25 protein-coding genes are annotated in these 19,787 nt (G+C 69.3%); 18 read left to right on the forward strand and 7 right to left on the reverse strand.

Annotated features, from left to right (window positions below):
* Positions 1-299 precede the first annotated feature (299 nt).
* From rpsF to AC1U7O_RS07905, 14 genes are all read left to right on the forward strand, one after another.
* Positions 300-644, forward strand: coding sequence for a 30S ribosomal protein S6 (gene rpsF, locus AC1U7O_RS07840; RefSeq protein ID WP_479894164.1), 345 nt, complete (start codon positions 300-302; stop codon positions 642-644).
* Positions 628-1,020, forward strand: a complete 393-nt coding sequence (locus tag AC1U7O_RS07845; protein ID WP_479894165.1) for a single-stranded DNA-binding protein — start codon at positions 628-630, stop codon at positions 1,018-1,020. Before rpsF ends, AC1U7O_RS07845 begins: the two co-directional genes overlap by 17 nt.
* A 15-nt stretch (positions 1,021-1,035) precedes the next feature.
* A complete protein-coding gene (gene rpsR / locus AC1U7O_RS07850) occupies positions 1,036-1,263 on the forward strand; it encodes a 30S ribosomal protein S18 (RefSeq protein WP_479894166.1) in 228 nt (75 codons plus the stop codon).
* 95 nt (positions 1,264-1,358) lie between these two features.
* Positions 1,359-1,952 carry a YceD family protein gene (locus AC1U7O_RS07855; RefSeq protein ID WP_479894167.1) on the forward strand — a complete coding sequence of 198 codons (594 nt, stop codon included), beginning with the start codon at positions 1,359-1,361 and terminating at the stop codon, positions 1,950-1,952.
* A gap of 13 nt (positions 1,953-1,965) precedes the next feature.
* On the forward strand, positions 1,966-2,148 hold the full coding sequence (gene rpmF / locus AC1U7O_RS07860) for a 50S ribosomal protein L32 (RefSeq protein WP_479894168.1): 183 nt from the start codon (positions 1,966-1,968) through the stop codon (positions 2,146-2,148).
* Between the two features lie 52 nt (positions 2,149-2,200).
* Positions 2,201-3,232: a phosphate acyltransferase PlsX gene (gene plsX, locus AC1U7O_RS07865; RefSeq protein WP_479894169.1), complete on the forward strand. Its 1,032-nt coding sequence runs from the start codon at positions 2,201-2,203 to the stop codon at positions 3,230-3,232.
* Complete coding sequence (locus AC1U7O_RS07870) at positions 3,229-4,203, forward strand: beta-ketoacyl-ACP synthase III (protein WP_479894170.1); 975 nt, start codon at positions 3,229-3,231, stop codon at positions 4,201-4,203. The genes plsX and AC1U7O_RS07870 overlap by 4 nt, the downstream gene beginning before the upstream one ends.
* Before the next feature lie 113 nt (positions 4,204-4,316).
* The gene (locus AC1U7O_RS07875) at positions 4,317-5,120 is read left to right on the forward strand and encodes an enoyl-ACP reductase FabI (RefSeq protein WP_479894171.1); all 804 of its coding nucleotides are present in this window, start codon (positions 4,317-4,319) and stop codon (positions 5,118-5,120) included.
* A 61-nt stretch (positions 5,121-5,181) separates the two neighbouring features.
* Positions 5,182-6,132 (forward strand): ACP S-malonyltransferase, encoded by a 951-nt coding sequence (gene fabD, locus AC1U7O_RS07880; protein ID WP_479894172.1) that lies wholly within the window; start codon positions 5,182-5,184, stop codon positions 6,130-6,132.
* 51 nt (positions 6,133-6,183) lie between these two features.
* Positions 6,184-6,927 (forward strand): 3-oxoacyl-[acyl-carrier-protein] reductase, encoded by a 744-nt coding sequence (gene fabG, locus AC1U7O_RS07885; RefSeq protein WP_479894173.1) that lies wholly within the window; start codon positions 6,184-6,186, stop codon positions 6,925-6,927.
* A gap of 89 nt (positions 6,928-7,016) precedes the next feature.
* Positions 7,017-7,247 carry an acyl carrier protein gene (acpP, locus tag AC1U7O_RS07890; protein ID WP_479894208.1) on the forward strand — a complete coding sequence of 77 codons (231 nt, stop codon included), beginning with the start codon at positions 7,017-7,019 and terminating at the stop codon, positions 7,245-7,247.
* An 8-nt stretch (positions 7,248-7,255) separates the two neighbouring features.
* On the forward strand, positions 7,256-8,509 hold the full coding sequence (fabF, locus tag AC1U7O_RS07895) for a beta-ketoacyl-ACP synthase II (protein ID WP_479894174.1): 1,254 nt from the start codon (positions 7,256-7,258) through the stop codon (positions 8,507-8,509).
* Between the two features lie 37 nt (positions 8,510-8,546).
* On the forward strand, positions 8,547-9,275 hold the full coding sequence (gene rnc, locus AC1U7O_RS07900; RefSeq protein ID WP_479894175.1) for a ribonuclease III: 729 nt from the start codon (positions 8,547-8,549) through the stop codon (positions 9,273-9,275).
* 14 nt (positions 9,276-9,289) lie between these two features.
* On the forward strand, positions 9,290-9,892 hold the full coding sequence (locus AC1U7O_RS07905; RefSeq protein ID WP_479894176.1) for a peptidylprolyl isomerase: 603 nt from the start codon (positions 9,290-9,292) through the stop codon (positions 9,890-9,892).
* Between the two features lie 25 nt (positions 9,893-9,917).
* Here the strand turns inward: AC1U7O_RS07905 and AC1U7O_RS07910 are convergent, their stop codons facing one another.
* Positions 9,918-10,655, reverse strand: a complete 738-nt coding sequence (locus tag AC1U7O_RS07910) for a hypothetical protein (protein ID WP_479894177.1) — start codon at positions 10,653-10,655, stop codon at positions 9,918-9,920.
* Positions 10,652-11,737: an NHL repeat-containing protein gene (locus AC1U7O_RS07915; protein WP_479894178.1), complete on the reverse strand. Its 1,086-nt coding sequence runs from the start codon at positions 11,735-11,737 to the stop codon at positions 10,652-10,654. The genes AC1U7O_RS07910 and AC1U7O_RS07915 overlap by 4 nt, the downstream gene beginning before the upstream one ends.
* 129 nt (positions 11,738-11,866) lie before the next feature.
* Between AC1U7O_RS07915 and AC1U7O_RS07920 the strand changes: the two genes are divergently transcribed.
* The 4 genes from AC1U7O_RS07920 to panB all read left to right on the forward strand — a co-directional run bounded on the left by AC1U7O_RS07920 (position 11,867) and on the right by panB (position 14,850).
* Positions 11,867-12,163: a hypothetical protein gene (locus AC1U7O_RS07920; RefSeq protein WP_479894179.1), complete on the forward strand. Its 297-nt coding sequence runs from the start codon at positions 11,867-11,869 to the stop codon at positions 12,161-12,163.
* A 116-nt stretch (positions 12,164-12,279) separates the two neighbouring features.
* Positions 12,280-13,140, forward strand: a complete 861-nt coding sequence (gene folD, locus AC1U7O_RS07925; protein WP_479894180.1) for a bifunctional methylenetetrahydrofolate dehydrogenase/methenyltetrahydrofolate cyclohydrolase FolD — start codon at positions 12,280-12,282, stop codon at positions 13,138-13,140.
* 25 nt (positions 13,141-13,165) lie between these two features.
* Positions 13,166-14,056, forward strand: coding sequence for a methylenetetrahydrofolate reductase (locus AC1U7O_RS07930; protein WP_479894181.1), 891 nt, complete (start codon positions 13,166-13,168; stop codon positions 14,054-14,056).
* Positions 14,057-14,061: 5 nt separating this feature from the next.
* Positions 14,062-14,850 (forward strand): 3-methyl-2-oxobutanoate hydroxymethyltransferase, encoded by a 789-nt coding sequence (gene panB, locus AC1U7O_RS07935; RefSeq protein WP_479894209.1) that lies wholly within the window; start codon positions 14,062-14,064, stop codon positions 14,848-14,850.
* A 2-nt stretch (positions 14,851-14,852) separates the two neighbouring features.
* Here panB and AC1U7O_RS07940 read toward each other — a convergent pair whose 3' ends face one another.
* Genes AC1U7O_RS07940 through AC1U7O_RS07960 form a run of 5 tightly spaced genes read right to left on the reverse strand, consistent with a single transcriptional unit; the run spans position 14,853 to position 19,524 of the window.
* Complete coding sequence (locus tag AC1U7O_RS07940) at positions 14,853-15,677, reverse strand: symmetrical bis(5'-nucleosyl)-tetraphosphatase (protein ID WP_479894182.1); 825 nt, start codon at positions 15,675-15,677, stop codon at positions 14,853-14,855.
* 19 nt (positions 15,678-15,696) lie between these two features.
* Positions 15,697-16,104 carry a preQ(1) synthase gene (queF, locus tag AC1U7O_RS07945; protein WP_479894183.1) on the reverse strand — a complete coding sequence of 136 codons (408 nt, stop codon included), beginning with the start codon at positions 16,102-16,104 and terminating at the stop codon, positions 15,697-15,699.
* A 6-nt stretch (positions 16,105-16,110) separates the two neighbouring features.
* Positions 16,111-16,359 carry a methylenetetrahydrofolate reductase C-terminal domain-containing protein gene (locus AC1U7O_RS07950; RefSeq protein WP_479894184.1) on the reverse strand — a complete coding sequence of 83 codons (249 nt, stop codon included), beginning with the start codon at positions 16,357-16,359 and terminating at the stop codon, positions 16,111-16,113.
* 10 nt (positions 16,360-16,369) lie between these two features.
* Positions 16,370-17,947, reverse strand: coding sequence for a TldD/PmbA family protein (locus AC1U7O_RS07955; protein ID WP_479894185.1), 1,578 nt, complete (start codon positions 17,945-17,947; stop codon positions 16,370-16,372).
* The gene (locus AC1U7O_RS07960) at positions 17,944-19,524 is read right to left on the reverse strand and encodes a TldD/PmbA family protein (protein ID WP_479894186.1); all 1,581 of its coding nucleotides are present in this window, start codon (positions 19,522-19,524) and stop codon (positions 17,944-17,946) included. The genes AC1U7O_RS07955 and AC1U7O_RS07960 overlap by 4 nt, the downstream gene beginning before the upstream one ends.
* Between the last annotated feature and the right edge of the window lie 263 nt (positions 19,525-19,787).

Below are 19,787 nucleotides of genomic sequence, written 5' to 3' on the forward strand. Positions count from 1 at the left end.
TCCATTGTGGAGGACTGGATCTCTATCCGACCCACACGAAAGCCTGAAGAGCCGTTTTTTATTACGCCCCATGTGCTCAAGCGAGACAAACCGTACCCCTGTCTCCCGGCTTCCGTCGACGCCAATTGGCGCCGGTACAAGATCAGGAACGGTGATGGACCGAGTCCCCTTGCATTTGACAACCTCTTTTCGGCTGTGGTAGCGTCCGCCGTCCGCGGGTTCGCCCGCCTTGCTCCGGACCCGGCTCCGGGGCCGCTGTTGCGCCGCGCGCAACGAGTCCACGAGGAGGTGAGTGCCGCATGTCGCTCTACGAGTCCATCTTCATCATCCGCCCGTCGCTCCCCGACGAAGACACGCAGAAGCTCATCGAGAAGATGAAGGGCGCCGTCGAGAAACACGGCGGCACCCTGGTCAAGGCCGAGACCTGGGGCAAGAAGAAGCTCGCCTACGAGGTCAAGCGGGAGCGCAAGGGCACCTACGTCTACCTCAATTTCGACGCGGGCGGCTCCACGGTCAGCGAGCTGGAGCATGCCTACCGTCTCGAGGATGCCATCATCAAGTTCCTGACGGTTCGGCTGGAGCAGCCGGCGCCGGTGAAGCCGGGCGTCGAGGCAAAGGAGCCCGACCGTGGCCGGGTTCAATAAGGTCATCCTGATCGGGAACCTGACGAAGAACCCGGAGCTCCGGTACACGCCCAGCGGCACCCCGGTGTCCAGCTTCGGGCTCGCGGTGAACCGCAAGTACCGGCAGGGGGACGAGCTCAAGGAGGAGGTCTGCTTCGTGGATATCGTCGTGTTCGGCAAGCAGGCCGAACACTGCGGGCAGTACCTCAGCAAGGGCTCCGGCGTGATCGTGGACGGCCGGCTGCAGCAGCGCCGGTGGGAGACCGAGGACGGCCAGAAGCGGAGCAAGCACGAAGTCGTGGCCCAGACCATCACCTTCCTGCCCAAGCGGAGCGAGGCGGGCGGGGAGGCGGGGCCGGCCGAGGAGCCCGGCTACGACGTGGATGAGATGCCGTAACGAGGGAGGCGGAGGGTGGAGCGGGGTCGGTTTTTTCAACGGCGGCGGGTCTGCCGGTTCTGTCACGAGAAGATGCCCATCGATTTCAAGGACGTGGGACTGCTCCGCAATTTCCTGACGGAGCGGGGCCGGATCGTGCCCCGCCGGATCTCGGGGAACTGCCTGCGGCACCAGCGGGAGCTGACGGTCGCGATCAAGCGCGCCCGCACGATCGCGATGCTGGCGTTCGCCGAAGAGCGGTGAGCGGGCCCCTCCTCATCGAGGGTGGGCGGCGGTTTGACATCGCGACGGCGCGCGTGTATACACACAGCAGCCCCGGCGGGCGCGCGAGCGGGATCATGGCGCTGCCGAGCTTCCTGATCAGTGAGATTCCCGAGGACGGCCTGCGTCTCTCCTGCGAGGTCGGCGCGGAGGATCTCGCGCTGGAGCCGGAGGACGGGCGCGTCGCCGGCCTTCTGACGCTGGAGATCGAGGTCGAGCCCCTCGAACGGGGCTGTCACGTCACCGGGGCCCTCGCCGGTCCCTTCGTCCGGCAGTGCGTGCGCTGCCTCAAGGATTTCGAGGACGACGTCGTCCTGCCCTTCGCCGTGCAGTTCGAGCGGAAGGCCGAGCCCCAGAAGCGCAACGGCCGCGGCGCGGGCGCCTCGGCGTCGCGGGACCCTTCCGGCGAAGTCGAGGCCCAGTCGGAGGCGGCCGACGCCCAGCCGGAGGATGTGTACGAGTTCTCCGGCGAGCGGGTCGAGCTGGGCGGGATGCTGCGGGAGCAGATCATCCTGGCGACGCCGATGCAGCCCCTCTGCGCCGCGGCATGCCTCGGGCTGTGCCCGACCTGCGGCCAGGACCTGAACGAGCGACGCTGCGGCTGCCCGGAGGCGCGCGGCGACAATCCCTTCGCCGTGTTGCGGGAACTCCGGGACAAGCTGAGACGCTGAACGAGGAACGACCATGCCGAATCCAAAACACAAACTGTCGAGGGCCCGGCGCGACAAGCGGCGCACGCACAAGAAGCTGCGGACGCCGTCGCTGTCGGTCTGTCCGCAATGCCACGAACCGAAGCCCCCGCACTACACCTGCCTGAACTGCGGCACCTACAAGGGTGTCCCCGTGATCGCCGTCGAAGAAGCCTGAGCCCCGCCGGCGCGCGGTGGACGCGGGGCCCAGGGGGCGGGCACAGCATCCCATGAGAATCGCGGTTGATGCGATGGGCGGGGACCATGGGCCGGCCCCCGTCGTGGAAGGCGCCGTCGACGCGGCCGGGACCTTGGACGTCGGCATCCTGCTCGTCGGGGACGAGGTACAGCTCCGGGAGCAGCTCCGCCGGACCGGCGACGCGGCCGGCCGCGTCGAGGTCCGGCACGCCCCCCAGACCGTCGCGATGCACGAGTCCCCCGCGCAGGTTGCCCGCAAGAAGCGCGATTCCTCCATCTGGGTCGCCACCGAGCTGGTCAAGAGCGGCGAGGCCGGCGCCGTGGTCAGCGCCGGCAACACGGGCGCGACCATGGTAGCGGCCTTCTTCGTGTTCGGGGTCATCAAGGGCGTCGAGCGGCCCGCCATCGCGACCTCGCTCCCCACGCTGACCGGCGAGGCGATCATGCTGGACGTGGGCGCGAACGTGGACTGCACCGCCCAGCACCTCCACCAGTTCGGGCTGATGGGGCATGAGTACGGGAAACAGATCCTGGGCAAGCCGAACCCGCGCGTGGGGCTGCTGAGCATCGGCGAGGAGGACACGAAGGGCAACGAGGTCACCAAGGAGGCCTTCAAGCTGCTCAAGGCCAGCCCCATCAATTTCATCGGCAACGTGGAGGGGCGGGACGTCTACAGCGGCACGGCCGACGTCATCGTCTGCGACGGTTTCATCGGCAACGTGGCGCTGAAAATCTCGGAGGGGCTCGCCGACACGATCAAGAAGCTGCTGATGCGGGAGATCGCGGGCTCGTGGCTCGGGCGGCTGGCCTACCCGCTCGTCGCCTCGCCGCTCCTGCGCCTCCGCCGCCGGATGGACTACGCGGAGTTCGGCGGCGCGCCGCTCCTGGGCGTCAACGGCATCTCGATCATCTGCCACGGCCGGTCGTCCGCCAAGGCGATCAAGAACGCGATCCGTCGGGCGAAGGGGCTGGCCGCCAGCCGCGTGAACGAGCTCATCGGGCGGGACATCGAGGAGAGCCTCGCGTCGCCGGGGAGGTCGGGGAAGGACGAGCCTGCGTCATGAGAGCCCGCATCACCGGGACCGGTTCGTACGTGCCGGAGCGGGTCCTGACCAACGCCGACCTCGAGCGGATGGTCGCCACCTCCGACGAGTGGATCGTGGAGCGGACCGGCATCCGGGAGCGCCGGATCGCCGCGCCGGGGGAGGCCGCCTCGGACCTGGGCCTCCGTGCCGCCGAGCGCGCGCTCGAGGCCGCCGGCGTGGCGCCGAGCGAGCTGGATCTCGTCCTGGCGGCGACCTGCACCGGCGACCACCCGTTGCCTTCCACCGCCTGCCTCATCCAGCACCGGCTCGGCGCCGCGCGGGCCGCCGCCTGCGACCTGGGCGCGGCCTGCTGCGGGTTCGTCTACGCCCTGTCGGTGGCGGAGGCCTACGTCAAGACGGGGCTCCGGCGGGTGCTGGTCGTGGGCACCGAGGTGATGTCGGCGATCACCGACTGGACGGACCGCAGCACCTGCGTCCTGTTCGGGGACGGAGCCGGCGCGGTCGTGGTGAGCCCGTCGGAGGACGAGCGGGGCATCCTCTCCACCCACCTCCACGCGGACGGGAGCCTCTGGGACCTGATCTGCGTGCCGGGCGGGGGTTCGCGCTTGCCGGTGAGCGAGAAGGTGCTCGCCGAGGGACGGCAGTACATCAAGATGAAAGGCAACGCGACGTTCAAGGTGGCCGTCAAAACGCTGGAGGAGACGGCGCGGGAGGCGCTCGCGGCCCACGGCCTCTCCGTGGCGGACCTCGACCTCTACGTGCCCCACCAGGCGAACGTGCGGATCATCAAGGCGGTGGCCGCGCGCCTGGGCCTCCCCATGGAGAAGGTCGTGCTGAACATGGATCGGTACGGGAACACCTCCGCCGCCTCGATCCCTCTCGCGCTGGACGAGGCGGTCCGGAGCGGACGGGTCCGGGCCGGCGGCCTGGTGATGCTCGGCGCCTTCGGCTCGGGGCTGACGTGGGCCTCGGCGGTGATCAGATGGTGATCAGCGAGTAGAGAGTATTGCGTCGTGAGGGGTAGTCGCGGAACGAACACGCACCACGGCCCACCCACAACTCATCCCTTGACCGGAGCGAGAGGAGCATGATGGCAACCGACATGAGACCCCTGGACGGGGAGTGGGCGCTGATCCTGGGCGCGTCGAGCGGTTTCGGCGAGGCGACGGCCCTGGAGCTGGCCTCCCTGGGCATGCACATCTTCGGCGTCCACCTCGATCGCAAGGCGACGCTGCCGAACGTCGAGCGGATCGTCGGCCAGATCACGGCCCTGGGCCGCGAGGCGGTGTTCTTCAACGCCAACGCCGCGGACGAGGAGAAGCGCAAGGAGATCCTCGGGGCCATCCAGGCGAAGCTGAGCCAGGGCGGGAAGCGGGGCACCGTGCGCGTGTTGCTCCATTCGCTCGCCTTCGGGACGCTGAAGCCCTACATCGCCAAGGACCCGGCCGATGCGATCGCCAAGGCGCACATGGACATGACGCTGGACGTGATGGCCCACAGCCTCGTGTACTGGACGCAGGACCTGGTCGCGCGCGAGCTGATGGGGCGGGGCGGGCGCATCTTCGCGATGACGAGCGCCGGCGGCGCGCGGGTCTGGAAGACCTACGGAGCCGTGTCGGCGGCGAAGGCGGCGCTGGAATCCCACATCCGCCAGTTGACGCTGGAATTGGCTCCCCTCGGGATCACGGCCAACGCGATCATGGCCGGCGTGACCGACACGCCCGCCCTGCGGAAGATCCCCGGCTCCGACGAGATGATCCGGATGGCCCAGCACAAGAACCCGGCCGGGCGGCTCACCACGCCGAAAGACGTGGCGGAGGCGATCGGGCTGCTGTGTCATCCGAAGGCCCAGTGGGTGACCGGCAACGTCCTCTGCGTGGACGGCGGCGAGTTCATCGTGGATTGAGGGGGATCGGAGGATTTTCCCGTTGACATTCGGAACGGATTCTCCCATATCATACGCCGCTATGGGCTCCGGAATCGGGCTGGTCTTTCCCGGCCAGGGTTCGCAGGCGGTCGGGATGGGCCGGGCGTTCTACGACGGCGCTCCCGACATCCGGGCGCTCTACGAACGGGCGGCGGCGGTCCTGGGCTATGACGTGGCCGCGCTCTGCTTCGACGGGCCCGCCGACCGGCTGAACCTGACGGAATACACGCAGCCTGCCCTCCTGACCGCGAGCATCGCCGCGTTCCGGGCGATCGAGCCCCTCGGCTTGAGGCCGGTCGCGGTGGCGGGGCACAGTCTCGGCGAGTACAGCGCGCTCGTCGCCGCCGGCGCCCTGGGCTTCACCGACGCGGTCGCGCTGGTCCAGAAGCGCGGACGGTACATGGCCGAGGCCGTGCCCTCCGGCAGCGGGCTGGTGGCGGCGGTCCTGGGCCTCGACGCCGCGGGCGTCGCCGAGGCCTGCCGCGAAGCCTCCTCGCTCGGCGTGGTGGCCCCGGCCAACTTCAACTGTCCGGGCCAGGTCGTCATCGCGGGGGAGAAGGCGGCGGTGGAGCGGGCCCTGGAGCTTGCCAAGGCGAAGGGGGGGCGCAAGGCGGTCCGGCTGCCCGTGAGCGTGCCGGTGCACACCCCGCTGATGCGGGGAGCGGCGGATCGGCTCGCGGAGGACCTGGCGCGTATCGCGTGGAAGGACCCCTCGGTCCCGGTGGTCAATAACGCGGACGCCAAACCCATCCGGCTCGCGCCCGAGATCGGCCCGTCGCTGGTCCGCCAACTCCCCTCGCCCGTGCGGTGGGAGGAGTCGGTCCGGACGATGGCGCAGATGGGCGTGACCACCTTCGTCGAGGTGGGGCCCGGCACGGTGCTGTCCGGCTTGATCAAGCGGATTCTGCCGGAGGCGGCGACGCTGAGCGTCCAGGATCCGGCCTCGCTGGAGGCCGCGAGGGAGGCGTTGACCGCGAAGCGCGAGGCGTGAGCCCGTCGCCGAGGGCAGTCGCGAACCCCGACCACGAATCGAGAGAGGCCGATGTCGCTGCACGGAAAGACCGCCATCGTCACGGGCGCGGCTCAGGGAATCGGGCGCGCCATCGCCGAAGCGCTCGCGCGCGAGGGGGCCGACGTCGCCGTCTGCGACCTGGACCCCGGTCGCTCCCAGGAAGCGGTCGCGGCGATCGCCGCGACGGGGCAGCGTGCGTTGAACGTGAAGGTCAACGTCGCGGACTGGGACGACGTCAAGGCCATGGTCGACCAGGTGGTGAAGGAATGGGGCAAGGTCGACATCCTCGTCAACAACGCGGGCATCACCCGCGACGGCCTGCTGGTGCGGATGAAGGAAGAGGACTGGAACCTGGTGCTGCAGGTCAACCTGAACGGCACGTTCCACTGCACCAAGGCGGTGCTCCAGCCGATGGCGAAGCAGCGGTTCGGGCGCATCGTCAACATCGCCTCGATCGTGGGGACGATGGGCAACGCGGGTCAGGCGAACTACGCCGCGTCCAAGGCGGCCGTGATCGGGTTCACCAAGACCGTGGCGCGGGAGTACGCCAGCCGCGGCATCACCGTCAACGCGGTCGCGCCCGGGTTCATCGACACCGCGATGACGCAGGGCCTGCCGGCCGACGTGAAGGAGACGCTCCTCAAGCAGATCCCACTGGGCCGGCTCGGCCGGCCCGCCGACATCGCCGACGCGGTGGGGTTTCTCGTGTCCGAGCGGGCCGCCTACATCACGGGGCACATCCTGCACGTCAACGGCGGCATGCTCATGGCCTGACAGCGGCCGACCCGCCGACCGACGCGACGCAGTACCATTTCTGAACGGAGCAAGGGAGGTCCGATATGGGAGAGGAGGTGGGCAAGCCCATGGCGGTAGAGGATCGCATCAAGAAGATCATCGCCGAGCAGCTCGGCGTGGACGAGGACGAGGTGGTGCCCGAAGCCTCCTTCGTCGAGGACCTGGGCGCCGACTCCCTCGACACGGTGGAGCTGGTCATGGCTTTCGAGGAAGAGTTCGACATCGAGATTCCCGACGAGGACGCCGAAAAGATCCTGACCGTCGGGAAGGCCATGGATTACATCAAGGAGAAGATCTGAGTCGGCGCATGACGGGCGCGCGCGCGACACGACGGGTCGTCGTCACCGGTCTGGGGTTGATCACGCCCCTGGGGACGGGCGTGGAGAAGACCTGGAAGGCGCTCTGCGCCGGCGAGTCCGGCATCGCCCGGATCACCCGCTTCGATCCCGCCGGCTATCCCTCCCAGATCGCGGGGGAGGTCAAGGATTTCGACCCCGCCGCGTTCATCGAGAAGAAAGAGATCAAGAAGATGGATACGTTCATCCACTACGCCGTGGCGGCGAGCCAGATGGCGGTGGATGACGCGGCGTTGAAGGTGACGCCGGAGACGGCGGATCGGGTCGGGGTCTACATCGGCGCCGGCATCGGCGGGCTGCCCGGCATCGAGCATTACCACAAGGTGCTCATGGAGAAGGGCCCCGACCGCGTGTCCCCCTTCTTCATCCCGATGGTGATCATCAACCTGGCGTCGGGACAGGTGGCGATCCGGCTGGGGGCGAAGGGGCCGAATTCCTGCGCCGTGACGGCCTGTGCGACGGGCAACCACTGCATCGGCGACGCGCTGCGCATCATCCAGCACGGCGAGGCCGACGTGATGCTGGCGGGCGGGACCGAGAGCACGATCACCCCGTTGGCGGTGGCCGGCTTCGCGGCGGCGCGGGCCCTCTCCCGCCGGAACGACGAACCGGCCAAGGCGAGCCGGCCCTTCGACCTCGACCGGGACGGCTTCGTGCTCGGCGAGGGCGCCGGCGTGCTGGTGCTCGAGGAGCTGGAGACCGCGCGGCGGCGCGGCGCGAAGGTCTACGCCGAGCTCGCCGGCTACGCGATGACGAGCGACGCCTACCACATCACCGCCCCGCCGGACGACGGCGAGGGCGCGGTGCGCTGCATGGAGCTGGCGCTGGCGGATGCGGGCGTAGCCAAGGAGTCGGTGGGGTACATCAACGCCCACGCCACGTCCACCTTCGCCGACAAGATCGAAACGCTGGCCATCAAGCGGGTGTTCGGCGAGCGGGCCGCCCGGATTCCGGTGAGCTCCACCAAGTCCATGACGGGCCACCTGCTCGGCGCCGCGGGCGGCGTGGAGGCGGTGTTCAGCGTCCTGGCGCTCCACCGCGGCGTGCTCCCCCCGACCATCAACCAGGAGCGGCCCGACCCCGAATGCGACCTCGACTACGTGCCCAACCGCGCCCGCGAGGCGTCGCCGGCGGTCGTCCTGTCCAACTCCTTCGGGTTCGGAGGCGTCAACGCCTGCCTCGTCTTCAAACGGGCCGAACCCTGACCGCCGTGCCGGTGGCCCAGCCCGGCTGATGTCAGCCATGGCGCGATCCCCTCTCGATGCGGCGCAGGCGGCGATCGGGTATCGGTTTCGGCAGCCCCGACTCCTCGACCAGGCCCTGACCCACCGCTCCCACGTCAACGAGAGCCGGGACCGCGGCTGCCGGCACAATGAGCGGCTTGAATTTCTGGGCGACGCCGTGCTGTCGTTGATCGTCAGCGAGCACTTGGCGGGCGCTTTCCCGGAGTCCACCGAGGGCGAGCTCTCCAAGCTGAAGGCCCGCCTGGTCAGCGAGTCGTGCCTGGCCCAGGCCGCCAGGCGGCTGGCCCTCGGCGGTCTGCTGCGGCTGGGGCGGGGAGAAGAGCTGACCGGGGGCCGCGAGAAGAGTTCCCTGCTGGCGAACGCGATGGAAGCGGTGATCGCCGCCGTCTACCTGGACGGCGGGCTGGAGGCCGCGCGCGCGTTCACCCTCCGGGCCTTCGAGCCGGAGTTGCAGGCGCAGGAGCGGCGGGACGGCGGCGAATGGCCTCCGGTCGGGGAGGATTACAAGACGCGCATCCAGGAGTGGTGTCAGAAGCGGTTCGACAGCCTCCCCCGGTACGTGTTGTTGGGGGAGTCCGGTCCGGACCACCAGAAGCGGTTCGAGGTGCAGGTCCGGCTGGGCCGGGACGTGCTGGGTCTGGGGGTGGGACGCACCAAGAAAGAAGCCGAACAGATGGCGGCCAGGGAGGCGCTGCGGCGGATCGACCTGGCCTCAGGGGACGATTAGCGCAGGAGGAGATCATGGCGAAGGCGACGGGGCGGTACCTGGCGATGGGGGTGGCGGCGGCGGTCCTAGCGGCGGCGGTGGGCGGGCTCGGCGGCTCGGCGACCGCCTCGGACAAGGCGCCGGCGGCGGGCAAGAAGGAGACGCGGGCGATCGTCAAGACGAAGTTCGGGGACATCGAGATCCGGTTCTTTCCGGAGAAGGCGCCCAGGCACGTCGAGAATTTCGTCAAGCTGGCCAAGTCCAAGTTCTACGACGGAACGATCTTTCACCGCGTCATCCCCGGGTTCATGATCCAGGGTGGCGACCCGAACACCAAGGACTACAAGAAGAAGGAGATGTACGGACAGGGCGGGCCCGGCTATTCCATCAAGGCGGAGTTCAACGACATCCCGCACAAGCGCGGGATCGTCTCCATGGCCCGGGCCCAGGACCCCGACAGCGCCGGCTCGCAGTTCTTCATCGTGGTCGAAGACTCGCGGTTCCTGGATGGCAAGTACACGGCATTCGGCGAGGTGGTCAAGGGGATCGGCGTCGCGGATAAGATCGTCCAGCAGCCGCGCGATGCGCAGGACAACCCGCTCGACCGGATCGAGATGAAGGTAGAGATCGTCGAGTAGCTCGCGGCGGAGCCGTCCGTCCGCCTCAGCGGCGGTGGTGTGGGTGGTCGCCGGGCTCGTGGCCGTGGCGGTGATCGCAGCCCGACGGTGGGGGCGGGCTTGAGGGCGGGATCATCTGGCCGGGCAGCACGATGCGGCCCTGCACCGATCGGGCGGCGAGCTGCGCGGCGACGTCCGGATGGTGCAGCCGGATGTAGCCGATCAGAGCGTTCAGGAATCGCTGCGACTGCAAGGCGTCGCCGGAGAAGCCGGTGATGAACTTGAGTGTCCGGTCCAGCACCTCCGGCGCCGTCTGGGTTTCCAGGGCCTGCTGCGGCTCCTGCTTGGTGAAGGCCTCGTATTCCTTCTTGAGGTGCTCGGCGAAGACGGGCATCGGGGCCGAGGGGATGTACAGGGGGCTGAGCGTCCGCCGGAGGGCCTCAACGGCGGCGACGACCTCCGCGTCCTGTCCGTCCCGCCGTCCCTGAAAGTAGCCGAAGGCGACGACTTCGATCAGGTTGAACAGCGCGGCCGCCTTCTCGCCCCCCAGCTCGAAGAGCTCCCGATAGAAGTCCCGCCGCGGCTGGGCGAAGCGGTCGCCGAGCCGTTTCTGCTGGTAGTCGTTGTTGGACTCCAGATAGACGCAATCGGCCGGACAGGCGATCCGGACCAGCCGGTGCTCGCCGCAGCACGGGGGACAGATGAGCCCGCCGTCGCCGGCGGCCGGGTAGGCCGGGCAGGGCCGCTTGCCCTTGCGGGTGCCGCAATGGACGCATTTGCTCATCGGCGGTCGTCCTTCCCGTCCGCCGGCCCCTTCAGCGACGGCAGGCCGTAGTCGGCGAGGTTGCGCGGCTTCTTGCCGGATTTCGTGGGTGATTCCAGCCCGTTCATCTCGGCCGCATGTGCGTCGTGGTAGGGGACCAGGATCAGGTGGTTGCGGCGGTCCACGCCGATGTCGGCGGGGGACGGGAGAAACTCCGCGATCACGTCGAAATGCCGGTCCGACCGCATCCGCCACACCTTGCCCGCGGTGTAGTCCGAAACATAGAGCGTGCCCCAGCCGTCGAAGTCCACACCGTCGAGGTTCTGGAACCGCGACGAGAAGAACGAGTTGGCGGCAAGTTCCGTGATCGCACCCTCCGGCGACAACTCGAGAATCTTGCCCTTCTCCCAGCTCACGACGACGATCTGGCCGGTCTTGGGGTTTACCGCGAGGCCGCGGGGACCGGCCAGGGCGGGATCGCGGGCGAGCACCGACACCGCGTGTTGCCGGGAGGGGTCTACACGGAAGACCGTGTTGGAGCCAGGGTCCGAGACGTACAGCAGGTTGCGGCCTTCGTCGTAGGCCACGTCGGCCAAGTCGGTCCGGCCGTCTCCGATCCGGACCTCGGCGACCGGGCGGCCCGTCTTCGTATCGAAGCCGCGCAGGACGTCGAGGTCGGCGACGTAGAGCACGTCCTTGACCACGGCCAGCCCCTTCGGTGCGTGGAGGACGGTCGAGCCGGCCCCGCCCCTGATGAAGTGCAGGTCGAGCGTCTTGCCGTCACGGTCCAGCTTGGTGATGAAGCCCGAGGCGGCCTTCCCCGCCGCGCCATCGTTCGTGTTCGAGATGAAGTACTGGCCCGTCGCCGGGTCGGTGACGAAGCTTTGGGGATTGCGGAGCCCCGTCACCTGCAGCGCCTCGGCCGGCGGAGCCGGGGGCAGAAGCAGGAGGACCAGGCAGGCCAGGGACGAAACCGGAGCCGCGGCGCGGCGCGTGAAGACCGCGAGCCGGGGCTGTCGGCTCCGGATGGGCCCGGCGACCTGGGGGGGTGACGGGGGACGAGGAGGAAGGCGCCGGGGGAGCGAGACGAGCGACACCCGCATTCCCGGCATCGTAGCGGAGGCTTCGAAGGACTGTCAAGGAAGCCGAAAGCCGTGCCGGAGCCGCCCCGATGCGGTCGTCGAGTCTGAGGGGGCGCCGGCTCGTGACCGTGACCTCCGTCTCCCTGACCGATGAGCGGGGTCTTAAGGCCGGGCTCCTCCATGGTCTTCCAGGAGCAGGAGACGAGCGGGGCCTCCGCTGTCGCGCGGGCGGGGCTCGGCGCGCCCGCCCCGCCCGCGTCGGGAGAGGCGGCCCGGGGCTTCATCCCGATCTGCGCCTCGTGCAAGAAGATGCGCGACGAGGTCGGCGACTGGCGCCAGCCGGAGGTCTACCTCAAGGCCAGGACCGGCGCCCAGTTCACGCACGGCGTCTGTCCGGACTGCATGCGGCGCATCTACAAGCTCACCAAGGACCGCCCACCGTTCTGACCGTCCGGGGACCGTTGCGTCGCGGGTCCGCCGAGTCCGCGGTTGGCTTGACTGGCCTTCCGGGGCCCTGCTATGGTGCGGGCCTTCGACGGGCTTCTCATCCGGAGGAGGGGGCTGTGGCGGCACAACTCATCGATGGCAAGGCGCTGGCGCAGGACATCCGCGACCGCATCGGCAAGGACGTGGCGGACCTGGTGGCCCGGACGGGCGTCCGACCCGGCCTGGCCGCCATTCTCGTCGGCGACGATCCCGCTTCAAAACTGTACGTCAAGAACAAGCAGAAGGCCTGCGACGCGGCGGGCATCTACGTGGACGAGCACAAGCTGCCGGCGTCCACCACCCAGGCGGAGCTGCTGGCCCTGATCGAGAAGGTGAACGCCGACCCGAAGGTCCACGGCATCCTCGTCCAGCTCCCCCTGCCCAAGCAGATCGACAGCAAGGTGATCCTGGACGCCGTGTCCCCGCTCAAGGATGCGGACGGCTTCCATCCCTACAACATGGGCCGGCTGGTCGAGGGCATGGCCATGTTCACGCCCTGCACGCCGAAGGGTGTGATCAAGATGATCGAGGCGACGGGCGTGGCGATCGAGGGCAAGCGGGCGGTCGTCGTGGGCCGCAGCAACATCGTCGGCAAGCCGGCCGCGCTGCTGCTGATGCACCGCAACGCGACGGTGACGGTCTGCCACTCCAAGACCCGCGACCTGCCCGGCGTCTGCCGCGAGGCCGAGATCCTGGTGGTGGCCATCGGCCGCGCGAAGTTCGTCACCGCCGACATGGTCCGGGAAGGCGCGGTGGTCATCGACGTCGGGGTCAACCGCCTCGACGACGGTACCTTCGTCGGCGACGTAGACTTCGGCCCCGTGCGCGAGCGGGCCGGGTGGATCTCGCCGGTCCCGGGCGGTGTGGGCCCCATGACCATCGCCATGCTGCTGGACAACACCCTGGAGTCGGCCAAGCGGGCGGCGGGCGTCGCCTAGCCCCGGCCCGTCGGTCGCGATCCCCATGGACAGCCATCGACGCCGCCTGCGGGACGTGCTGGAGCGGGGCGAGTTCGCCGTCACCGCCGAGTACAATCCGCCCAAGGGCACCAACATCACCGCGCTGCTGGACAACGCCAAGCTGCTGGTCGGGCGCGTCCACGGCGTGAACGTCACCGACAACACCGCCGCGGTGATGCGGGCGAGCTCGATCTCGGTCTGCCGCCTGCTCTACGAGATGGGGCACGATCCCGTCATGCAGATCACCTGTCGGGACCGCAACCGCCTCGCTATTCAGACGGACCTGCTGGGCGCGCACCTGCTCGGTATCCGGAACGTCCTCTGCCTGACGGGCGACTACCCGACGGTCGGCGACCACAAAGACGCCAAGCCCGTCTACGACCTCGATTCGGTGCAGATCATGCAAGCGGTCCAGGGGCTCAACCGGGGCCGCGACTGGGCCGGCAACACGCTCGACGGCGCGACGGACTTCATGATCGGCGGGGCCGTCACGCCCGAGGCCGACCCGGTCGGCCCGATGCTGGTGAAGTTCGAGGTCAAGGTCAAGGCCGGCGCGCGGTTCTTCCAGACCCAGGCCATCTACCATCCCGAGCGGTTCGCCGCTTTCATGCAGGCGGTGCGGCCCTTCAAGGTCAAGGTGCTGGCCGGCATCCTGCTGCTGCGCTCGGCCAAGATGGCGGAGTTCATGAACGCGAACATCCCCGGGATCGCCGTGCCGGAGGAAATGATCGCCGAGCTGCGGGCGGCGGGGGACGCGCATGCGCTGGACGCGGGCGTCGAGATCGCCGTGCGGACCATCAAGGCCGTGCGGCCCTACTGCGACGGCGTCCACCTCATGGCCATCAAGGCGATCGACCGCCTGCCGGAGATCCTCCGCAAGGCGGACCTGGGGTGACGCCCATGACGGTCCCCGAGTTTCAGCGGGCCAAGCGCGAGGGGCGGAAGCTCATCGTCGTGACCGCCTACGACGCGCTCTTCGCGCGCCTCGTGGAGCAGGCCGGGATCGACACGATCCTCGTCGGCGATTCGCTCGGCGTCGTCGTGCAGGGCAAGAAGGACACCCTCTCCGTGACGATGGGGGAGATGCTCTACCATACCCGCATGGTGGCCCGGGCCGCGACCCGCGCCCTGGTCGTCGCGGACATGCCCTTCCTCTCCTATCAGGCCAGCGTGGCGGAGGCGGTCCGCAACGCCGGCCGGCTGCTCAAGGCCGGCGCGGCCGCGGTGAAGCTGGAGGGCGGGGCGGTCATGGCCGACCGCGTCGCGGCGATGACCAGCGTCGGCATTCCGGTCATGGGGCACTTGGGCATGCTGCCGCAGTCGGTGCACCGCATGGGTGGCTACAAGGTGCAGGGGAAGGGGGCCGTGCAGGCCGAGGCGCTGATCGATGATGCGAAGGCCTTGGAGGCCGCCGGAGCCTTCGCCGTGGTGCTGGAGGTGATGCCCGCGGCGCTGGCCGGGCGGATCACGGAGACGCTGACGATTCCGACGATCGGGATCGGGGCTGGTCCCCGTTGCGACGGGCAGGTCCTGGTGCTCTACGATCTGCTCGGCCTCTTCGACGACTTCGCGCCCAAGTTCGTCCGGCCCTACGCCCGCCTCAAGGCCGACGCGATCCAGGCGCTGCGCCGGTACCGGGAAGAGGTCGAGAGCGGGAAGTATCCGACCGACTCGGAGAGCTATCATTAGCATCAGGCCGCGTCGCGCGGCACCTGAAACACCCGCCGATCCTCCAGCCGCACCGCCGTCAGGCTCCGCCCATAGACGCAGCCGCTGTCCAGCGCGAGCACCCGCTCCCGGATCCGGAGGCCCAGCGCCGCCCAGTGGCCGAAGATCACGGTGGCGTCGGCGCTCTGGCGGCCCGGCACGTCGAACCAGGGCAGGAAGCCGGGCGGCGCCTCCTCCGGCGGGCCCGTGAACGACAGCCGCATCTCGCCGTCGGCCGAGCAGACGCGCAGCTTGGTGAGGGCGTTGACGACGAGGCTCCAGCGCACCGGACCGGCCAGAGCCTCCTCCCAGCGCGCCGGCGCCCGGTTGCCGAGGAGCCAGGGCGTGTACAGTCGGCCCAGGAAATCCCGATAGCCGCTCCCCCGCAGGACCTGTTCGACCTCCCTTGCCAGCTCGGCCGCTTCCCCCACGGACCACTGGGGGAGGAGCCCCGCGTGCAACAGCACGAGGTCGCCCTCGCGATGGAGCAGGGGCCGATGCCGGAGCCAGACGAGCAAGGCTTCCCGGTCGGGCGCGGCCAGCACGTCGTGGAAGGTGTCCTTGGGATGGGGGGGAAACAGACCGGCTCCGACGGCCAGCAGATGCAGCTCGTGGTTGCCCAGGACCGTCACGACGGCGTCGCCCAGCGCCATCACCCGACGGAGGACGGCGAGGGATTCCGCCCCGCGGTTCACCAGGTCGCCGACGAGCCAGAGCCGGTCCCGCGAGGGATCGAAGGCCACCAGGCTCAACAGTCGGCCGAAGGCGGAGTCGCAACCCTGGATGTCGCCGATCGCGTAGGTGGCCACGAAGACGGGGAGGAGAGGCTCAGGGGTACTTGGCTTCGATAGTGCTGCGCAGGCCGCCGCGGGCGGTGAACTCGCCGGTCACCATGGCCCAGACGGGCCGGCAGGCCGCGACGACGTCCTGGAGGATGCGGTTCACGGCGTTCTCATAGAAGATGCCCAGGTTCCGGTAGGCGTGGATGTAGAGCTTCAGAGACTTGAGCTCCAGGCAGGCCTTGTCCGGCATGTAGCGGAGGCGGATCGTCCCGAAGTCGGGGAGCCCGGTCTTGGGGCAGATGGCCGTGTACTCCGGGATCTCGATCGTGACCTCGTAGCCCTTGTACTGGTTCGGCCAGGTCTCGATCGCCGGCAGCCTCGCCGCCACCCCGCTCTTCGCATGCCGCTCCGCATACCCGAGCCTGGTGGCTCGCTTTTTCGCCTCACGCCTCACGGCCCATCACACCTGCTTCATCCACTCGAGCTGGCCGGCGGCCTCGAGCTGGAAATAGAGGGTGACCCAGGGACAGGGCATCTCCGGATAGACTTCGCAGAACCCTCCCTTGCGGACGCCGCCGCAGGGGCCGTGACTCATGAACTTGGGACACTCGGCCTTGGGGGAGCCGTCGGGGACCGGCGGGCGGTTGTGCACCCCGCCGACGAACTGCTGCGCCCCTTCTTCGCCGGGGATGAGGACCCGTCTCGACATGGCGGCCACTCTACACGGTTTGCATGAATTGGGCAATCTCCGTGAGGTGGAGCTCCCGCACGGCGACCTCGGGTGCGTAGACGACCTCGTCCGAGCCCCAGGGGATGACGGGACGCGCCTCTCCGCCGGCGCCCAGGATGTGCTCGATCACCTGCCGGATGTTTCCGGTGATCCGGACCACGTTGCCCAGCAACGGCGCCGCGAGGCGCCCCTCCCGGATGAGGTAAGAATCCCCGATGATCGTACAGGTGAAGTCGCCGGCGCGCAGGCCCTTCGTCGGATAGGTGTACCAGATCCGGCCGACGTACACGCCCTCGGGCACGAGGCGGAAGAGCTCCTGCCGGGACAGGGGGGGCGACCATTCCAGGAAGAGGTTCGTCGCCGCGATCGCGGGCAGGGCGTCGAACTGCCGACGCCCCCCGGCCCCGAACCGGAACCCGTTCCGCGGCGTTAGCACCTCGCGGTGGTCCCTGGGGCTGAGCCCCAGCTTTTCTCGCGCCGCGGGGTCGCGGAGCAGGCGCTCCGTCTCGTAGCTGTTGGAGAGGACCGCTTGGAGGACGCCGTCCTGGATGAGGTCGGTCCGTCCCGTCGGGAGCCCCTCGCAGGTGATGCGCGCGCTGCCGACCGCGCCGCGCCGCGCTCCGTCGTCGTAGAGCGAGAGCCCGCGCGGCGCGACCGGTCGGCCGATCTGACCCAGGAACGTCGAGCGGCAAGAGGAGAAGGCGTCGGCCTTCAGGCTCGGCAGCAGCACGTGCACGAGCAGGTCGCTGACCGGCTGGGGGCCCAGGATCACGGGGTAGCGGCCGCTCGGGAGGCGCTGCCCGCCGACCGCGGCCAGCGCCCGACGAGCCGCCTCCGCCCCTGCCTCGCCCTTGAACTTGGCCAGGTGGGTCGTCGCCGAGTAGCCGGTGCCCTTGGCCTGGTGTCGCTCGACCATGGCGGTGACGGAGGAGGCGACCATCGTGGACTCGTCGGTTTCGATCGATCGAAACTCGGTGGACCCGACGGCGATCCGTTGCTGGACGAGCGTGAGGTCGCCGCCGACGAGCAGGCCGAGCGAGGCGGGACCCTCGCGCGGGCCGGACAACCCGGCCAGTGCGGCCGGCTCGCCGAAGGCGCGCAGGGCCTCGGTGAGGAGCCGCCAGCCACTCGCCACGACGGCCTCGTCCTTGAGGGTCATGAGCGCGGGGTCGTGCCCGGGGGCGGGCTTGCGCGCAGCGCCGCCCGCCGCGGCCGGCTTGCGGGGGAGGGCGACGAAGTCGGGGTCGGCCACGGCGTTCTGGCGGGCCTTCTCCAGCGCCCGCTTGATGCCGTTCACGGAGAGATCGCGAGACTCGGCGCCGAAGCCGACGAGCGGCGCCGCCGCCCCCGTCCCCTCGGCGAACACCGCGCGGATGCTCAGCCCGAGCGACTCGACGGACTTGGGCTCCTCCACGCCGTGACAGGGAATCTCGGAGGTGTAGTTGAGCCGGCAGAGCCACTGCCTTGTGCAGGAGGCGAACACCTCGGCCGCGCGGATGTCCTTGGTCCGGGCGATCAGGCGGAGCGCTTGCCGCACCGACTGCTTCAGGGCGAGCAGGGTCGTCATAGGCCGGTGAGCCGGGCGCGGCTGCGCATCGTCGGAGCGCCGTTGCCGACCCGCTTCGTTTGCATCGGCTGGCCCTTGCCGCAGGTGGGAATCGGGGTCAGGCGGAAGTCGCGCCCCACCGCGTCCACCTTCATGAGGTAGTCCTTGGTGTCGGCGGTCAGGCCGCCGCCCCGGTAGAGCTGGCCGATCTGGCCCTTGCGGATCTCGTAGACCTTCTGGGCGGAGATGCTGAAGTTCTCCCGCGATTCCGCGATGGAGGGCGTGCGGTGGCCGACGAGGTAGTAGCCGTGGTCCACCTCGCCGATGATCCGCTCGGGGTCGTCCGCGCCGGCGGCGAAGACGGTGTTCGACATGCGGATGAGGGGGACCATGGCCGCCTCGGTGGCCTTGTAGGAGCCGTTGGGCTCGGCCCCGAGGATCGCGGCGGTCTGCCGGCTGTTCATGAAGCCCGTGAACACGCCCCGGTCGATGTGGACGACGCGCCGCGCCGGCGTGCCCTCGTCGTCGTAGGCGTAGTGGCCGAGGCCGGGCAGGCCGGGGTCCGAGTAGGCGGTCACGAGGGGGGAGGCGACGCGCTTGCCGACCTGGGTGTCCCGCAGCGAGCGAAGGAACCAACTGCGGCCCGCGTAAGCCGTTTCCATCTTCAGGGCCCGGTCGAGCTCGGTGGGATGCCCGATGATCTCGTGGGCAGTGAGCGCGTTGAAGTGCGGGTCGGTAACGACCACGACCTCTTTATCGCCGGCCCGGAGGGGGGGCGCATCCGCCAGCTTGAGACAATCCCGCCCCAAGCTCGTGGCGAAGGTCAGGAGGTCCAGGTGCCGGATCGTCTCACTGCGCGTACCCTCGGTGACGACCTCCCAGCCCCGCTGGTGGCCGATGGCGTCCGCCAGGCTCGCCTCAGCTCGGTCGTTCTCCACGACGACGGAACAGAAGCCCAGGGTGGCGGCGAACGATTGGTCGAGGACCGCTCCCTCCGAGCTCACGAAGAGGGATCGGGTGAGACCGGTGGTGGACGACACGGCGTTGAACCGGACGGCGGAGCCGAGCGCTCGGACGGCGCGGCTCGCGTCGGTGGTGACGCGGACCACCTCCGCGAGGGGGACCGAGCGGGGGTCGATGGCGTACTCGGCCTTGACTGTATCCTGCCGGACCTCGATCGCCGCGAGCGGCAACACCGCGAGGCTCCCGCCGAGGCCACGGTACCGCTTTCGGGCGTCCTCCTTCTGCCTCGCGTTTTCCATGGCGCGGTCGTAGGCGCGCCGGATGCCCGCCCGCAGCAGGTCGGCCAGGCGCGGCATGTCCGCGTTGCCGAGGCGATGCCCATAGTAGCCCGGCGCGGGCAGGGTGGCGCCTGCCAGGACGCGGACACCGAACCCGAACAGGCATTCGTCCTGGGCGATCCTGCCGGCGCCGTTTTCCGCGCGGGCCGATTTGATTTCCGAGAGCTCGAGGCGCAGGTCGAGGTACTGACAGTGTCGGAGGCGCTTATGGAGGTCGCGTGCGAGATCGGATACGATCCGCTTCAGCCGGTCGAGACTTTCAACCGTCAGTGGCTTGGTGCCGAGGGTCCTCGCCATGTCCAGCGAGCCTCCAGGACCGGGAAGCCGGGCGGTTCAGGATCGGACGCTCTCCGTTCAGTCGGGTGAACCTGGGGAATTTGCTGAAATTCCGGCCATTATAGGGATTCCCCCCTGGAGGGTCAAGCGCCGTGCCGGGACTCGGCGCCCATGGATGGCATCCCCGAAGCGGCGTCCTGTTAGGGCCAATGGCCTACCTGCTCCCGCTGGGGGTAGGCCTTCTTTCGGAGGCCGTGGGCCTTCTGTTAAGTTGCATTGATATC

Source organism: Candidatus Nitrospira neuquenensis, assembly GCF_979578155.1.

Coding starts and splice junctions, on each gene's coding strand:
- rpsF (WP_479894164.1), top strand. CDS start 300: ATGTCGCTCTACGAGTCCATCTTCATCATCCGCCCGTCGCTCCCCGAC.
- AC1U7O_RS07855 (WP_479894167.1), top strand. CDS start 1,359: ATGGCGCTGCCGAGCTTCCTGATCAGTGAGATTCCCGAGGACGGCCTG.
- rpmF (WP_479894168.1), top strand. CDS start 1,966: ATGCCGAATCCAAAACACAAACTGTCGAGGGCCCGGCGCGACAAGCGG.
- plsX (WP_479894169.1), top strand. CDS start 2,201: ATGAGAATCGCGGTTGATGCGATGGGCGGGGACCATGGGCCGGCCCCC.
- AC1U7O_RS07870 (WP_479894170.1), top strand. CDS start 3,229: ATGAGAGCCCGCATCACCGGGACCGGTTCGTACGTGCCGGAGCGGGTC.
- AC1U7O_RS07875 (WP_479894171.1), top strand. CDS start 4,317: ATGAGACCCCTGGACGGGGAGTGGGCGCTGATCCTGGGCGCGTCGAGC.
- fabD (WP_479894172.1), top strand. CDS start 5,182: ATGGGCTCCGGAATCGGGCTGGTCTTTCCCGGCCAGGGTTCGCAGGCG.
- fabG (WP_479894173.1), top strand. CDS start 6,184: ATGTCGCTGCACGGAAAGACCGCCATCGTCACGGGCGCGGCTCAGGGA.
- acpP (WP_479894208.1), top strand. CDS start 7,017: ATGGCGGTAGAGGATCGCATCAAGAAGATCATCGCCGAGCAGCTCGGC.
- fabF (WP_479894174.1), top strand. CDS start 7,256: ATGACGGGCGCGCGCGCGACACGACGGGTCGTCGTCACCGGTCTGGGG.
- rnc (WP_479894175.1), top strand. CDS start 8,547: ATGGCGCGATCCCCTCTCGATGCGGCGCAGGCGGCGATCGGGTATCGG.
- AC1U7O_RS07905 (WP_479894176.1), top strand. CDS start 9,290: ATGGCGAAGGCGACGGGGCGGTACCTGGCGATGGGGGTGGCGGCGGCG.
- AC1U7O_RS07910 (WP_479894177.1), bottom strand. CDS start 10,655: ATGAGCAAATGCGTCCATTGCGGCACCCGCAAGGGCAAGCGGCCCTGC.
- AC1U7O_RS07915 (WP_479894178.1), bottom strand. CDS start 11,737: ATGCGGGTGTCGCTCGTCTCGCTCCCCCGGCGCCTTCCTCCTCGTCCC.
- AC1U7O_RS07920 (WP_479894179.1), top strand. CDS start 11,867: ATGAGCGGGGTCTTAAGGCCGGGCTCCTCCATGGTCTTCCAGGAGCAG.
- AC1U7O_RS07930 (WP_479894181.1), top strand. CDS start 13,166: ATGGACAGCCATCGACGCCGCCTGCGGGACGTGCTGGAGCGGGGCGAG.
- panB (WP_479894209.1), top strand. CDS start 14,062: ATGACGGTCCCCGAGTTTCAGCGGGCCAAGCGCGAGGGGCGGAAGCTC.
- AC1U7O_RS07950 (WP_479894184.1), bottom strand. CDS start 16,359: ATGTCGAGACGGGTCCTCATCCCCGGCGAAGAAGGGGCGCAGCAGTTC.
- AC1U7O_RS07955 (WP_479894185.1), bottom strand. CDS start 17,947: ATGACGACCCTGCTCGCCCTGAAGCAGTCGGTGCGGCAAGCGCTCCGC.
- AC1U7O_RS07960 (WP_479894186.1), bottom strand. CDS start 19,524: ATGGCGAGGACCCTCGGCACCAAGCCACTGACGGTTGAAAGTCTCGAC.